The sequence below is a fragment of the Phycicoccus duodecadis genome (assembly GCF_002846495.1).
Classification (GTDB): Bacteria; Actinomycetota; Actinomycetes; order Actinomycetales; family Dermatophilaceae; genus Phycicoccus; species Phycicoccus duodecadis.
In genome coordinates this window covers 400634-414748 of the sequence record NZ_PJNE01000001.1, presented here as the reverse complement: position 1 = coordinate 414748, position 14115 = coordinate 400634, and the positions used below count along the sequence as shown (strand labels likewise).

The 14115-nt window shown below is 75.6% G+C and carries 14 protein-coding genes; 9 read left to right on the top strand and 5 right to left on the bottom strand.

Features of this window, described 5'->3' with window-relative positions:
* Positions 1-3: 3 nt before the first annotated feature.
* Genes ATL31_RS01965 through ATL31_RS01955 form a run of 3 tightly spaced genes read left to right on the top strand, consistent with a single transcriptional unit; the run spans position 4 to position 2221 of the window.
* Positions 4-450, top strand: coding sequence for a hypothetical protein (locus tag ATL31_RS01965; RefSeq protein ID WP_101394290.1), 447 nt, complete (start codon positions 4-6; stop codon positions 448-450).
* Entirely contained in the window at positions 443-1525 is a 1083-nt protein-coding gene (locus tag ATL31_RS01960) for an ROK family glucokinase (RefSeq protein WP_245861835.1), read from the top strand. The genes ATL31_RS01965 and ATL31_RS01960 overlap by 8 nt, the downstream gene beginning before the upstream one ends.
* Positions 1526-1528: 3 nt before the next feature.
* Positions 1529-2221, top strand: a complete 693-nt coding sequence (locus tag ATL31_RS01955) for an endonuclease/exonuclease/phosphatase family protein (RefSeq protein WP_245861834.1) — start codon at positions 1529-1531, stop codon at positions 2219-2221.
* A 55-nt stretch (positions 2222-2276) separates the two neighbouring features.
* Here ATL31_RS01955 and ATL31_RS16275 read toward each other — a convergent pair whose 3' ends face one another.
* The gene (locus tag ATL31_RS16275; protein ID WP_143598272.1) at positions 2277-2879 is read right to left on the bottom strand and encodes a hypothetical protein; all 603 of its coding nucleotides are present in this window, start codon (positions 2877-2879) and stop codon (positions 2277-2279) included.
* Between the two features lie 190 nt (positions 2880-3069).
* Here ATL31_RS16275 and ATL31_RS01945 point away from each other — a divergent pair, with 190 nt between their 5' ends.
* From ATL31_RS01945 to ATL31_RS01925, 5 genes are all read left to right on the top strand, one after another.
* On the top strand, positions 3070-3933 hold the full coding sequence (locus ATL31_RS01945) for a lysophospholipid acyltransferase family protein (RefSeq protein ID WP_101394288.1): 864 nt from the start codon (positions 3070-3072) through the stop codon (positions 3931-3933).
* A 7-nt stretch (positions 3934-3940) separates the two neighbouring features.
* Entirely contained in the window at positions 3941-5122 is a 1182-nt protein-coding gene (gene macS / locus ATL31_RS16375; protein ID WP_101394287.1) for a MacS family sensor histidine kinase, read from the top strand.
* A 28-nt stretch (positions 5123-5150) separates the two neighbouring features.
* Positions 5151-5858: a response regulator gene (locus ATL31_RS01935; protein WP_101394286.1), complete on the top strand. Its 708-nt coding sequence runs from the start codon at positions 5151-5153 to the stop codon at positions 5856-5858.
* A gap of 71 nt (positions 5859-5929) precedes the next feature.
* Entirely contained in the window at positions 5930-7312 is a 1383-nt protein-coding gene (locus tag ATL31_RS01930) for a class II 3-deoxy-7-phosphoheptulonate synthase (RefSeq protein WP_101394285.1), read from the top strand.
* Positions 7313-7320: 8 nt separating this feature from the next.
* Positions 7321-8370, top strand: a complete 1050-nt coding sequence (locus ATL31_RS01925) for a threonine aldolase family protein (protein WP_211283947.1) — start codon at positions 7321-7323, stop codon at positions 8368-8370.
* A 14-nt stretch (positions 8371-8384) separates the two neighbouring features.
* Here the strand turns inward: ATL31_RS01925 and ATL31_RS01920 are convergent, their stop codons facing one another.
* The 3 genes from ATL31_RS01920 to ATL31_RS01910 are packed head-to-tail and all read right to left on the bottom strand — an operon-like array spanning position 8385 to position 12427.
* Positions 8385-9314 carry a DMT family transporter gene (locus ATL31_RS01920; protein ID WP_101394284.1) on the bottom strand — a complete coding sequence of 310 codons (930 nt, stop codon included), beginning with the start codon at positions 9312-9314 and terminating at the stop codon, positions 8385-8387.
* A 16-nt stretch (positions 9315-9330) separates the two neighbouring features.
* Positions 9331-11244: a Stk1 family PASTA domain-containing Ser/Thr kinase gene (pknB, locus tag ATL31_RS01915; RefSeq protein ID WP_245861832.1), complete on the bottom strand. Its 1914-nt coding sequence runs from the start codon at positions 11242-11244 to the stop codon at positions 9331-9333.
* Positions 11245-11293: 49 nt separating this feature from the next.
* The gene (locus ATL31_RS01910) at positions 11294-12427 is read right to left on the bottom strand and encodes a LysM peptidoglycan-binding domain-containing protein (RefSeq protein WP_101394282.1); all 1134 of its coding nucleotides are present in this window, start codon (positions 12425-12427) and stop codon (positions 11294-11296) included.
* 141 nt (positions 12428-12568) lie between these two features.
* Between ATL31_RS01910 and ATL31_RS01905 the strand changes: the two genes are divergently transcribed.
* On the top strand, positions 12569-12952 hold the full coding sequence (locus ATL31_RS01905; protein ID WP_245861831.1) for an Rv2175c family DNA-binding protein: 384 nt from the start codon (positions 12569-12571) through the stop codon (positions 12950-12952).
* Positions 12953-13001: 49 nt separating this feature from the next.
* Here ATL31_RS01905 and ATL31_RS01900 read toward each other — a convergent pair whose 3' ends face one another.
* A complete protein-coding gene (locus tag ATL31_RS01900; protein ID WP_101394281.1) occupies positions 13002-14087 on the bottom strand; it encodes a polyprenyl synthetase family protein in 1086 nt (361 codons plus the stop codon).
* Between the last annotated feature and the right edge of the window lie 28 nt (positions 14088-14115).

Sequence of the window (14115 nt, the reverse complement as noted above, 5' to 3'; positions counted from 1 at the left end):
ACCATGACCTCACAGCGGTGGCCCGAGGACGTGGGGAGCGTCGGCGACGAGGCGGCGCGTCTCCTCGAGAGCCTACGACGGGCCGGGCTGGAGGCCGCCGCGCACGTCTCCGAACCGGCGCCCGCCGCGCGGACCCGCACCGGCGGCGCCACCCCGGGGGCCGCCCCCGAGGCTCCTGACGGTGCCCACCATCCGGCCGACGACGCGAAGGCCGATGGGCCGAAGGCGTTCTCGTGCGACGACCCGGTGTGCCAGTGGTGCCCGGTCTGCCGCGCGTCGGCGTTCGTGCGTCGCCTCAGCCCCGAGACCCTGAGCGGGCTGGCCGAGCTCGCCGGCGTCGCCGCTGCCGTGCTGTCCGACCTCGCCGGTGCCCGTGCCCGCCAGGAGGGCGCCGGGCCCGGCGCGGACCACGCCCGCACCCCCGCTGCCGAGGAGGAACCCCGTGGTTGACCGACCCCTGGCCATCGGCGTCGACATCGGCGGCACCAAGGTCGCCGCCGGGGTGGTCGACGCCTCCGGCGCGGTCCTGCGCCGGGCGCGGCGCGACACCCCTCACCGCTCCACCAGCCCACGCGTGGTCGAGGACACCATCGTCTCGGCCGTCGAGGAGCTGCTCGAGCAGGACGACGGCGTCGTCGCCGTCGGCATCGGGGCGGCCGGGTTCGTGGCGGCCGACCGCGCCACCGTGGTCTTCGCCCCCCACCTGTCGTGGCGCAACGAGCCGCTGCGCGAGGCGCTCGGCAGCCGCCTCGACCTGCCGATCTTCGTCGACAACGACGCGAACGCCGCCGTGTGGGCGGAGTACCGCTTCGGCGCGGGGCGCGGCGAGGGCCAGCTCGTCATGGTCAACCTCGGCACCGGTATCGGCGGTGGCATCGTCCTCGACGGGCGGGTGCTGCGGGGCCGCTTCGGCATCGCCGGCGAGTTCGGCCACATGCAGGTCGTGCCCGACGGCATCCGCTGCGAGTGCGGCAACCGCGGGTGCTGGGAGCAGTACGCGTCGGGCAACGCCCTCGTCCGCGAGGCGCGGGCGCTGATGTCGGCCGGCAGCCCGGTGGTCTCGGACCTCTTCGACCGCGTCGGGGGCAAGCCCGAGGACCTCACCGGGCCGCTGGTCACCGAGGCCGCCCGTGACGGCGACCCGCTGGCCCGCGAGCTGCTCGGTGAGATCGGGCGGTGGCTGGGCGTCGGCATGGCCGACCTCGCGGCCGCGCTCGACCCCGGCACCTTCGTGGTCGGCGGCGGGGTGAGCGCGGCCGGTGAGCTGCTGCTCGAGCCCGCGCGGCAGGCCTTCCGGCGCCAGCTGACCGGCCGCGGCTACCGGCCCGAGGCACGCATCGTGGCGGCCGAGCTCGGCAACGAGGCGGGCCTGGTGGGCGCGGCCGACCTGGCACGCGTCGGGGCCGGCGACCTGGCCTGGGCCGACGCCGGCGACCGGTCGGCGCCGCGGGCGGCGCGCGCCGCAGGGGCCGCAGAGGGCGGCGAGACGGAGCCCGAGCCGCCGGGCGTCCCGCCGGCCGGCTGACGCGTGACCGGCGCGGGGGTGCTGCGGGTCGCGTCCTACAACACCCGTGACTTCCTCGACGACCACCGCCTGGCGGCGCGGGTGGTGCGCGCCGTCGACCCCGACGTGCTCTGCCTCCAGGAGGTACCCCGCCGGCTGCTGGCCGGCGCCCGGGTACGCCGGTTCGCCGCCGCCTGCGGGATGGACTGGACCGGCCGGCACCGGGGGAGCGGCGGCACGACGGTCCTCACCTCCCCGCGGGTGCGGGTGCTGGGCGGCGGGCACCACCGGCTACCGGTGCGCTGGCCCGACCGCACGCGGGGCTTCGCCGAGGTGCGGGTCCTGCCGCCGGGCGGCGCCCCGGTGTCGGTGGTGTCGGTGCACCTCGGCCTGAAGGCGGGGGAGCGGGTGGCCCACACCGAGCGCATCCTGGCGGCCCTCGCCGACCGGGAGCCGCTGGTGCTGGCGGGCGACCTCAACGAGGACGACACCGGGGCGGCCTGGCGGCTCATCGACGTCCCCGGTCGCCTGCGCCTGGTGTCGCCACCGGAGCCGACCTTCCCGGCGCGCGCCCCGCGGCGCCGGCTCGACGTCGTGTTCGCCTCACCCGGGCTGCGGGTGCGGCCGCACCGCGAGGTGGCCGTGCCGGATGCCGTCTGGGCACGGGCGAGCGACCATCGGGCCGTGTGGGTCGACCTCGAGGCGCCGGCCCGCTGACGCCGTGGGAGCGACGGCTCGACCCGTGCGGGGACGTGGCGGTGGGGGGCGGCCGTCAGAGACGGACGCCGTCGTCGTCCTCGTCACGCTGGCGCGGCTGGCGCAGGACCAGCAGGGCGAACCCGCCCAGCGAGAGGGCGAGGCCGGCGAGGAACCAGCGCGTGCTGTGGAAGGGCCGGGCCAGGGCGACGTAGACCAGGCACAGCGGCCCGGCCACGAGCCCCAGGACGGCGCCCCAGAAGTGCAGGTCCTCCTGCGGCGGGAGCTCGACCTGCGGGGGCTCGAAGTGCTCGTCGTCGTCGACCGGCGTGGACGACGCGGTGGCCGCGTCCGACGCCGGCGGGGGCGGCTCCACCACGCGCCACGAGGAGGCCGGGACGAGGCCGTCGAGCGGTGAGGGGTTGACCCACGGCGGGCGTCCGGTGGTGGTCGGGCCCCCGGACGGCGCGGGGGCACCGGTGGGCTCGGCGGAGGACGCGGAGGAGGGGGCGGAGGGGGTGGCGCCCGCGGCATCCGGAGCGGGCGGCTCGGCGGAGGCGCCGGGCGCGGTGTCGTCCTCGGCTGCGGTGCCGTCGGCGCGCAGGTCCCAGCCGGCGACGATGGACGCGAAGCGCTCGTCGACGTCGCGCTCGTCCATCTCACCGGGGCGGTCGCTCACGGGTCCTCCTGCAGGTCGTGCGGCGTGATGATCTTCGCACGGGACCGCCCCCGCGCGAACGTGTGTGAAGACCCCGTGCATCCCCGACCTTCTTCACACACGTTCGGGGTGGGCCGCGACCGGCGGAGCCCCGGCCCCGCGAGCGGGTGTGCACTAGGCTGCCGAGCACACGCGCAGAAGGGTGGTCCGGGTGTTCTACTGGGTGCTGAAGACGGTCGTCCTCGGGCCGGTCCTGCGCCTGCTCTTCCGACCCTGGGTCGAGGGCGAGGAGCACATCCCCGAGACGGGCGCCGCGATCTTCGCGAGCAACCACCTCTCGTTCTCCGACTCGATCTTCCTGCCCCTCCTGGTGCCCCGCCGGGTGACCTTCCTGGCCAAGTCCGACTACTTCACCGGGCTCGGGCTCAAGGGCCGCCTCACCGCCGCGTTCTTCAAGGGGGTCGGCCAGCTGCCCATCGACCGCTCCGGCGGCCGGGCCAGCGAGGCCGCCCTCAGCTCGGGCCTGAAGGTCCTGCGCCGCGGCGAGCTGCTGGGTCTCTACCCCGAGGGCACCCGCAGCCCCGACGGGCGCCTGTTCAAGGGCCGCACCGGCGTCGCGCGGATGGCGCTCGAGGCCCGCGTGCCGGTCATCCCGGTCGCCATGATCAACACCGACAAGGCCCAGCCCACCGGCACGAAGATCCCGAAGCTGGTGCGGGTCGGTGTCCGCATCGGCCAGCCGCTGGACTTCTCGCGGTACGAGGGCATGGAGGGCGACCGCTTCGTCCTGCGCTCGATCACCGACGAGATCATGTACGCGCTGATGGAGCTCTCCGGCCAGGAGTACGTCGACATGTACGCCACCGCGATGAAGGACCGCATCGCCCGCGAGAAGAAGAACAAGGCCAAGGAGGCCGCCGAGGCCGCCACGCCGGGCCGCGCCGTCAGCGAGCTCGAGGAGTCCCTCGACGTGCGCGGGCTCGACGCCGACGCCCGCGGCGCCGAGCACCGTCCGGGCGACCCCCACCACGACGGGGCCCACTCGGACGACGGCCCGCAGCGCCGCGCGAGCTGACCCGCGGATGGGGGTCCTGGGGCCGCGCTCGCCGCGCACCGGGCGCCGTGAGCCGGTCGTCGTCGAGGCCTTCCACCGCGGCCTCGACGTCTTCCGGCCCCTCGCCGCGCTCTACGCCGGGCTGCTCGCGTGGCAGCGCGCCGACACCATGGTCCGCCCCTGGGTCGCCGGCCTCGCCCTGGGCGTGATGCTCGCCTGGTCGCTGGGGCTCCTCGTCGTGCGCCGCCGCCCCCGAGCCCTGGTGGCCGTCGAGGTCGTCATCGCCGTGCTGGCGGTCCTGGCCACGCCGCTGGCCGACGGGATGGCCGCGGTCACGGCGGGGCAGTTCACCATCCCCACGGTGTGGGCGGCCGGGTCGGTGGCCGGCGCCGCCGTGGTGGCCGGGGCCCGGGGCGGCCTGGTCGCGGCGGTCGTCGTGGGCGCGGCTGACCTGGTCGAGATCGGCGGCCGGCCCAGCCAGCTCACGGTGCACAACATCGTCATCCTCGTGCTGCTCGGCGGTCTCGTCGGGCTGGCCGTCGACCTCGCCCGCTCGGGGCTGCAGCGCGAGGAGCAGGTGCTCCTCGAGCGTGAGCGGCTGCGCGAGCGCGAGCGCATCGCCCGGGTCGTGCACGACGGCGTGCTCCAGTCGCTGGCCTACATCCACCGGCGCGGCAGCGACCTCGGCGGCGAGGCCGGCGAGCTCGGGCTGCTGGCCGCCGACCAGGAGCGCGCCCTGCGCCGGTTCGTCTCCGGCGCCGGCGCCCCGGGCGACGCGCCGCTCGACCTGCACGGGGTCGAGGGCGCCGAGGTCGACCTGCGCGTGCTCGTCACCGCCCACGAGCGGCCCGGGGTCAGCGCCGCGGTGCCGGCCGACCCGCTGCTGGTCGACCCCCGAGTGGCCCACGAGCTCGACGCCGCGCTGACCGCGGTGCTCGACAACGTCGAGCGCCACGCCGGCGACGGCGCCCGCGCCTGGGTGCTGCTCGAGGGCGACGCCGCGGGGGTCGAGCTCACCGTGCGCGACGACGGCCGTGGCGCCGAGGCCGGCGAGCTGTTCGGCGCCGCCGCCCGGGGCCGGATGGGCGTCAGCGGCTCCATCCGCGGGCGGGTCGAGGACCTCGGCGGAACAGCCACCTGGACCACCCGTCCCGGGGCAGGATGCACGGTGCGCCTCGTCGTCCCGCGCCGGCAGCCGGCGCCCCCCTGACCCCCTCACCACCCCGGCAGGAGACCCGATGAGCCAGCCGCCCGGCGCCGCGGCGCCCCCCGCCCCGCGGGTCCTGGTGGCCGACGACCACCCGCTGTGGCTCGCGGCCCTCGAGCGTGACCTCGCCGCGCGCGGGGTCGACATCGTCGGCACGGCCGTCGACGGCCCGGCGGCCGTGCGGCGCACCCGGGCGGCCCGCCCCGACGTGCTCGTCCTCGACCTCAACCTGCCGGGGATGCGCGGCGACGAGGTGTGCCGGGCCCTCGGCGACGTGCCGACCCGGGTCCTCATCCTCTCGGCCAGCGGCGAGCAGCACGACGTCCTGGCCGCCATCAAGGCCGGTGCCACCGGCTACCTCGTGAAGTCGGCGTCGCCGGCCGAGATCCTCGACGCCGTGCTGGCCACGGCGCGCGGCGAGGCGGTGTTCACGCCCGGGCTGGCGGGGCTGGTGCTGGGGGAGTTCCGCCGGATGGGAGCCGCCCCAGAGCCCGCATCCGGCGGCCCGGCCCGCTCGCGCCCCATCCCGCAGCTGACCGCCCGCGAGACCGAGATCCTGCGGCTGGTCGCCACGGGGATGGGCAGCAAGGAGATCGCCGCCCAGCTCGTGCTGTCTCACCGCACCGTCCAGAACCACGTGCAGAACACCCTCGGCAAGCTGCACCTGCACAACCGCGTCGAGCTCGTGCGCTTCGCCCTGGCCCACGGCCTCGAGGACGACGACCCGGCCGGCGCCTGACGCCGGCACCGGGACGCCGGCAGGGGCTCGCCATCGGCCCCGGGTATCGCGATACGGGCCCGGTGTCTCGGATGGCGGGCGCCGACCTACCATTGACCACCGTGAGCACGACCACTCCCGCCGACCCCCTCCAGCGGCTCGCCGCCGGTGCCCACCTCCCGGCCGCCCAGCAGCCGGTGTGGCCCGACCGGGCCGCCCTCGACGTGGCCACCTCGACGCTCGCGACCTATCCGCCGCTGGTCTTCGCGGGCGAGTGCGACGTCCTCAAGGAGCGCATGGCGGCGGTCTCGCGCGGCGAGGCCTTCGTGCTCCAGGGCGGCGACTGCGCCGAGACCTTCGCCTCGGCGACGGCCGACAACATCCGCGACCGGGTCAAGACCATCCTGCAGATGGCGGCGGTCCTCACCTACGGCGCGTCGATGCCGGTGGTCAAGGTCGGCCGGATGGCGGGGCAGTACGCCAAGCCCCGCTCGAGCCACGACGAGACCCGCGAGGGCGTCACCCTGCCCGCCTACCGCGGTGACATGGTCAACGACTACGAGTTCGAGGCCGACGCGCGCACCCCCGACCCCGACCGGCTGGTGCGGGCCTACCACGCGAGCAGCGCAACGCTGAACCTCGTGCGGGCCTTCACCATGGGCGGTTTCGCCGACCTGCGCCGCGTGCACGACTGGAACCGCGGCTTCGTCGGCAACACCGCCTTCGCCCGCTACGAGCGCCTGGCCAAGGACATCGACAAGGCGATGCGCTTCATGTCCGCCTGCGGCGCCGACTTCGAGGCCATGAAGACCACCGAGTTCTTCGCGGCGCACGAGGCGCTGCTGCTCGACTACGAGCGCCCGCTCACGCGCGTCGACTCGCGCACCGGCGAGCTGTACGACACCTCGGGGCACTTCATCTGGGTCGGCGAGCGCACCCGCGACCTCGGCGGGGCGCACCTCGACTTCGTCTCGCGGGTCAGGAACCCCGTGGGCGTGAAGGTCTCGGCCAGCGCCGACGTCGACGACCTGCTGCGGATCATCGACCTCGTCGACCCCGACCGCGAGCCCGGCCGGCTGACCTTCATCACCCGGATGGGCGCGGGCACCGTACGCGACGCCCTGCCGGCCATCGTCGAGAAGGTCACGGCCTCCGGCGCGCTCGTCAGCTGGGTGTGCGACCCGATGCACGGCAACACCTTCTCGTCGGCGTCGGGCTTCAAGACCCGCGACTTCGAGGACGTCGTCGAGGAGGTGCGCGGCTTCTTCGAGGTGCACCGCGGCCTTGGCACCCACCCCGGCGGCATCCACGTCGAGCTCACCGGCAACGACGTCACCGAGTGCATCGGGGGCTCCGAGAAGATCCTCGACGCTGACCTCGGGATGCGCTACGAGTCGGTGTGCGACCCCCGCCTGAACCACCAGCAGAGCCTCGAGCTCGCCTTCCTGGTGGCCGAGATGCTGGCCCAGGACTGAGGACGGACATGCCCGAGATCATCGCGGACCTGTTGTCCGACACCCTGACCCGTCCTACCCCGGCCATGCGCGAGGCGATGGCGCGGGCCGAGGTCGGTGACGACGTGTTCGGCGAGGACCCCACCGTGCGCGCGCTCGAGGAGCGGGTCGCGGGGCTGCTCGGGCACGAGGCGGGGCTGTTCGCGCCCACCGGCTCGATGGCCAACCAGCTGGGACTGCGCCTGCACGTGGCGCCGGGCCGCGAGATGGTGGCGGACCAGCAGGCGCACGTCGTGCGCGCCGAGCTCGGGGCCGCGGCCGCGTTCTCGGGGATCACCAGCCGCACCTGGCCGAGTGTGCGGGGCCGCCTCGAGGCGGCGGGCCCGATGTCGCTGGTCACCACCGGGGTCGGGCCCTACCAGGTCGAGACCGCGCTCGTGGTGGTCGAGAACACCCACAACTTCGGCGGCGGTACCGTGCAGCCGATCGAGACCATCCGCGAGGTGCGCGCCGCCACGCAGCCGCGCGGCGTCGCGATGCACCTCGACGGCGCCCGGCTCTGGAACGCCCACGTCGCCTCCGGGGTGGCGCTGGCCGACTACGGCACCGCGTTCGACACCGTGTCGGTGTGCCTGTCCAAGGGCCTGGGCGCGCCGGTGGGCTCGGTGCTCGTCGGGTCGGCCGACGCGATGGCCGAGGCGCGCATCTGGCGCAAGCGCTACGGCGGTGGGATGCGCCAGGTCGGCATCCTGGCCGCGGCGGGGCTGCACGCCCTCGACCACCACGTCGAGCGCCTGGCCGACGACCACGCCCGCGCCGCGCGCTTCGCCGCCGCCTGTGCCGAGGTCGCGCCCGGCACCATCGACCCCGCCACCGTCGAGACCAACATCGTCGTGCTCGACGTCGGCGCGGCCGGGCTGACCGCCGCGGCGTTCGTCGAGGGCACCCTGGCCCGCGGGGTGCGGACCTACGCGGTCGGCCCGGCCGCGGTGCGCCTGGTCTGGCACCTCGACGTCGACGACGCCGGCACCGAGGCCGCCATCGCCGCGGCGCGCGAGGTCCTCACCGCCGCTGCCTGAGGGCGCCCGCGGGGTCAGACGTCGTGGTGCAGGGCCTCGACCGGCGGGTCGTCGGCCGCGCTCGCGTCGCGTCGCCGGCGCCGCCCCAGCATGCCGCGCAGCTCGACCAGGTACATCGACGCCACGACCAGCCCGCCGCCCAGCAGCATCCGGCCGGTCAGTGACTCCCCACCCAGCAGCACCGCGAAGAAGGCCGCGAACACCGGCTCCATCGCCATCACGATGGCCGCGCGGGTCGCTGTCAGGTGTGCCTGGGCCCAGGTCTGCGCCCAGAGCGCCAGCGCCCCGGCGACGAGCGCCATGTACAGCAGCGAGGCCCACTGGCCGCCGTCGGCCGGGAGCGAGACCCCGTCGCGGACGGCCGCCACGCCGGTGACCACCGCGATGACCGCGGCCTGCACCGTCGACAGGCCCACGGCGGCCCCGGGGGTCGACCACCGGCCCAGGGCGATGATGTGGCCGGCGTACAGCACCGCCGAGGCCAGCGTCACGCCCTCGCCGATGCCCACCGACAGCCCGCGCAGCGACAGCACGGCCAGCCCCAGCGTGGTCAGGGCCACGGCGGCCCAGGTGACCCGGTCGATGCGGTCGCGCAGCAGCAGCGCCCCGAGCAGCGGCGTCAGCACCACGTAGGTGCCGGTGACGAAGCCCGAGACCGAGGCGTCGGTGTGCTGCAGCCCGGTGGTCTGCAGCAGCTGGGCCAGCCCGTAGAGCACCCCGAGCACCACCCCGATGCGCAGGTCGCGGCGCGACAGGGCCAGGGTCTGGCGGCGGAACAGTGCGAACAGCACGACCGCCGCGATGGCGAAGCGCACCGCCAGGAAGTCGGCCGGCGGCAGCGTGACCACCAGGTCGCGGATGAGGAAGAACGTCGAGCCCCAGACCGCGGTGACGAGGAGCAGGAGCAGGGTCGCCGCACGGGCGTGCCGCAGGGGTGGGGTCACCGGGGTCGACCGCCGGTCAGACGATGGTGATGGTGACGGTGCTCCCCTTGGGCGCTTGGCCGTCGGCGGGGTCCTGGAAGCGCACGGTGCCGAAGAAGCCGCCCAGCGCCTTCTCGACCTTCACGGCGAAGCCGAGGCCTTCCAGGATCGTCCTGGCCTCGCCCGTCTGCTTGCCCACCACGTTGGGCACGTCGACCATCACCGGGCCCTTGGAGACCACCAGGGTGACCGTGTCGCCCTGGTAGAGGATGCCGTCGCGCGGGGACTGGCTGATGACCGACCCCTTGGGCACGGTGTCGCTGTTCTCCTGCGTGCCGGCGTCGACCTTCAGGCCGAGCTGGGTGAGCGCCTGGGTGGCGGCCTCCGCCTTCGTGCCGGTGTAGTCCTTCACCGTGATCGGCCGGCGCCCCCGGCTCACCGAGACGGCCACGGGGGTGCCCCGCTTGACGCTGGCGCCCGCGGCCGGCTCGTTGCTCACGACCTGCCCGTTGGGGACCGTCTCGCTGTAGACCCGGGTGACCTTGCCCAGGGCGAGGCTGTTCTCCTCCAGCTGTCGGGTCGCCTCGGCCACGGTCATCCCCTGGACCTTCGGGACGCTGTAGCGCTCGGGGCCCTTCGAGACGGTGAGGACGACCTCGGTGCCGCGCGAGACCGTCGCGCCGACCCGGGGGTCGACGGAGATGACGGTGCCGGCCGCGACGTCCTCCGAGAAGGCGCCGACGACCGAGGGGTCGAGCGACGCCTGCTGCACGGCGGTCACGGCCTGCGCCTCCGGGCGGTTCAGCACCGAGGGCACGGTGGCGGTGGCGCCCGGCCCGAGCAGGAAGAACCACGCGGTGGCGGCGGCCAGCAGCACCGAGGCCAGGGCGGCCGGCCACCAGTTGCGCCGGCGCCGGCCCCCGCCGCCCACGACCACGCCCTCCAACGGCGCCGCGGGCACGTGCAGGGCCGCGGTCTCGCCGTCGCGCGGCAGCACTGCGGCGCGGCCGGGGCGCGGGCCGACGGGCAGCGCCGCGGTGGCGGTGGGCACCGCGGCGGCCTCGACCGCCGCGGCTCCCTCGGGCCGACCGTCGAGGACCTCGGCCGAGAGGCCGGCGCGGGTGCGCCGCACCATCGCCAGCAGCTCGGAGGCGTCGACGGGACGCTCGTCGGGGTCGCGGGCGGTGGCGACCGCCACGAGGTCGTCGATCTCGGGCGGCAGCGAGGCGACCCGGCTCGACGGCACCGGGACGCCGCCGTGCACGTGCTGGTAGGCGACGTGGATGGGGGTGTCCCCGGTGAAGGCCTTGGTGCCGGTGAGCATCTCGAGCAGCACCAGCCCGGCGGCGTAGACGTCGCTGCGGGCGTCGGCGATGCCGCGCTCGACCTGCTCGGGTGACAGGTACGCGACGGTGCCCAGGAGCACCCCGGTGGAGCTGGTCATGGTCTGGCTCGACACGGCGCGGGCGAGGCCGAAGTCGGCCACCTTCACCGCACCGGTCTCGCTGAGGATGACGTTCTCGGGCTTGACGTCGCGGTGGATGAGCCCCTTGGCGTGCGCCGCACCGAGGGCCTGGAGCACGGGGTCGAGCACGTCGAACGCGGCCCGCGGCGACAGCGGCCCCTCGTCGGTGAGGACCTCGCGCAGGGTCTGCCCGGGCACGTACTCCATGGCCAGGAACACCGAGCCGCCGTCCTGGCCCTGGTCGAAGACCGCGACGACGTTCGGGTGCGACAGGGCGGCCGCCGAGCGGGCCTCGCGGCGGAACCGGCTGACGAAGGACTCGTCGTGGACGAGGTGGGGGCGCATCACCTTGAGGGCGACCTCGCGCTCGAGGCGCTCGTCGACCGCGAGGTAGACCGTGGCCATCCCGCCCTCGGCGATCCGCGACAGGACGCGGTAGCGCCCGTCGAGGGTCTGGCCGATGAGGGCGTCGCCGGTCGATGACACCGCACGAGTGTACGTAGTCACGCGTCCCGCCCCGATCCTCGTCCGGTGATCACATGCTCGCGCGCAACCGCATGATGTTGGCGACGTAGTGCTTCGTGTCGCTGTACATCCCTCGCTGCTGCACCGACGCCAGACCCTGGTAGTAGCCCGCGACGGCGGTCGGCGTGCTCGAGGTCGCCCGGGTCAGCGCGCGCAGCATCACGACGCCGGCGGTGATGTTGTCCTGGGCGTCGAGCAGGTCCAGGCGCCGGCCCACGAGCGAGGACGCCCACTGGCCGCCGGACGGGATGACCTGCATGACGCCCACGGCGTTGGCGGGGGAGACCGCCCGCTGGTTCCAGCCGGACTCCTGGAAGGCCACGGCCAGGGCCAGCCGGGGGTCGACCCCGTGACGGCGCGCGGTGCGCACCACCATCGCCTTGACCTGGGTCCGGCTCGGCACCGCGCGGCGGGCCAGCTGCGCGTGGTTGCGGCGGGCCGCGGCGACCACGGCGTCCGGGTAGCGCACCCCCGCGAAGGTGTCGCCCACGGCGTGCGTCGAGGAGACCGCCCGCGGCACCCGGAGGCGCTGGCCCACCTGGAGGACGGCCCGGCTCGAGATCCGGCTGGCCCTCGCCACCGCGGCCACGGTCGTGCCGTACCGGGACGCGATGCCGCCCAGGGTGTCGCCGGAGCGCACCGTGTAGGAGCGGGTCGCCGGGCCGGCGGCCGCCTTGGCGGTGCGGGCCGCGGCCTTCCGCGCGACGGTGTGGGCGGCGCGGACCACGAGCCGGTCGCCCGGGTGGATGAGGCTGCGCGCGCCGAGGTGGTTGGCCTTGAGGATGCTCGGGATGCCGACCCGGTAGCGCGCCGCGATGCCGCTGACGGTCTCGCCGCTGCGCACGACGTGCACGGTCGCGGCGACCCGGGTGGTCGTGCGAGCCGGGGTGGCCTGGTGCACGGGTGCCGTGCGCGGGACGCTGAGGCGCGACCCGGCCATGATCAGGTGCGCCGAGCGCAGGTGGTTCCGGGCGGCCAGCGTCCCGACCGAGGTGCGGAACCGGGCGGCGATCACCTCCAGGGTGTCGCCGGGGCGCACCCGGTAGCCGGTCCAGCCGTAGGGGGCGCCGGACGAGCCGGCGACGACGGCGCTGACGTGGTCGAGCGGGATGACGGCGGGGGGCGGTGTGGCAGGGGCGACCATGTGACTCTCGGACCTTCGGCCTCGGGGTTGGCTGGCGTGACGCGTGGGTACTTCGGGGGCCCAAGGTACCGGAGTGGCGCGTGTTACGCCCGGGACTGCGCGGATCCGCGCCGTCGGCCCCGGCTGTGGGAACCTGGGCGGGTGAGCGACTCCCTGCCCGAGCCCGGCCCCGACCTCGAGACCCTCGTCCCGTCGTGGGTCACCGTCCCCGACCTCGCCGAGCGCCTCGGCATCCGGCTCGCCGACGTGCGGCGGCTCATCGAGGACCGCGAGCTCCTGGCGGTCCGGGTGGGCGAACGGCGCGTGGTCGCCGTCCCTGAGGGCTTCCTGGACGCCGACGGCCCGCTCGAGGCGCTCAAGGGCACCTTCACGGTGCTGGCCGACGGCGGGATGCGTGACGACGAGATCGTGCGCTGGCTGCACACCCCCGACGACACGCTGCCGTCCGGCGGCACCCCGCTCGACGCCATCCGGGCCGGTTTCAAGACCGAGGTCCGACGCCGGGCGATGGAAGAGGCCTTCTAGGAGGCCCGCTCGCCGCGGACGGGCCCCTCGGGCCTCGGGTCGGACGGGGTCAGGCGCTGCGCGCCGTCGCCGTCGTCACGAGGTCGGCCAGGACCCCGGCGGCCTCGGCCTCCAGGTGCGGGGCGTCGGCCAGGGCGGCCCGGGCCGACGCGGCCAGCCGGGCGATCTCGTCCTCGAGCACGCCGACGGCCCCGGAGTCGGTGATGCGCCCGCGCAGCTCGTCGACCTGCCGGCCGTCGAGGTCGGCCCGCCCCAGCAGCGACTCGACGCGGGCCCGGCCCGCGGCGTCGGAGCCGGCCAGGGCGTGCGCCAGCAGCACGGTGCGCTTGCCCTCGCGCAGGTCGTCGCCGGCGGGCTTGCCGGTCTCACCGGGGTCGCCGAAGACGCCCAGCAGGTCGTCGCGCAGCTGGAAGGCCCGCCCCAGGTCGAGCCCGTAGCGCGACAGGGCGTCGAGCCCGGCGGCATCGAGACCGCCGACGGTGGCCCCGATGAGCAGCGGGTGCTCGACGCTGTACTTGGCGCTCTTGTAGCGGATGACCCGCCCCGCGCGCTCGACCCGCTCGGTGTCGCCCACGCCCTCCCACGGCCGCATCGACTCGACCACGTCGAGGAACTGGCCGGCCATCAGCTGGGTACGCATCCGGTCGAAGACCCCGCGCCCACGGGCCAGCGCGTCGGTGGGCAGCCCGCAGGTCGCGTAGGCCTCGTCGGTCCAGGTGAGGCACAGGTTGCCCGCCAGCACCGCGCCCGCCAGGCCGAAGCGCTCGCCGTCGCCGGACCAGCCGCGCTCGGCGTGCCGCGCGGCCAGCGCCCGGTGCGCGGCCGGCATCCCGCGCCGGGTGTCGGAGTCGTCCATCACGTCGTCGTGGATCAGGGCGGCGGCCTGGAACAGCTCCATGGCGCTCGCGAGGCGCACGAGGGCCGGGGAGTCGGGCAGGCCCGCGGCCCGCGCGCCCCAGTAGAGGAAGGCCGCGCGCAGCCGCTTCCCGCCGCGCAGCAGCTCGCCGACGGCCGCCAGGAGGTCGTCGACGTCGGGCCCGAGCTCGGCCAGGACGGTGGCCTGCGCGGCCAGCTCGTCGTCGAGCACGGCCTGCACCCGCCGCCGCAGGTCGGCGGTGTCGAGCACGCTGGTCACGGGGGCTCCTCGGGCGCACGGAGGGTGG

Bases quoted from the DNA above. Each gene is read 5' to 3' on its own strand.
- ATL31_RS01965 (WP_101394290.1), top strand. From the start codon at position 4: ATGACCTCACAGCGGTGGCCCGAGGACGTGGGGAGCGTCGGCGACGAG.
- macS (WP_101394287.1), top strand. From the start codon at position 3,941: ATGGGGGTCCTGGGGCCGCGCTCGCCGCGCACCGGGCGCCGTGAGCCG.
- ATL31_RS01935 (WP_101394286.1), top strand. From the start codon at position 5,151: ATGAGCCAGCCGCCCGGCGCCGCGGCGCCCCCCGCCCCGCGGGTCCTG.
- ATL31_RS01930 (WP_101394285.1), top strand. From the start codon at position 5,930: ATGGCGGGCGCCGACCTACCATTGACCACCGTGAGCACGACCACTCCC.
- ATL31_RS01925 (WP_211283947.1), top strand. From the start codon at position 7,321: ATGCCCGAGATCATCGCGGACCTGTTGTCCGACACCCTGACCCGTCCT.
- ATL31_RS01910 (WP_101394282.1), bottom strand. From the start codon at position 12,427: ATGGTCGCCCCTGCCACACCGCCCCCCGCCGTCATCCCGCTCGACCAC.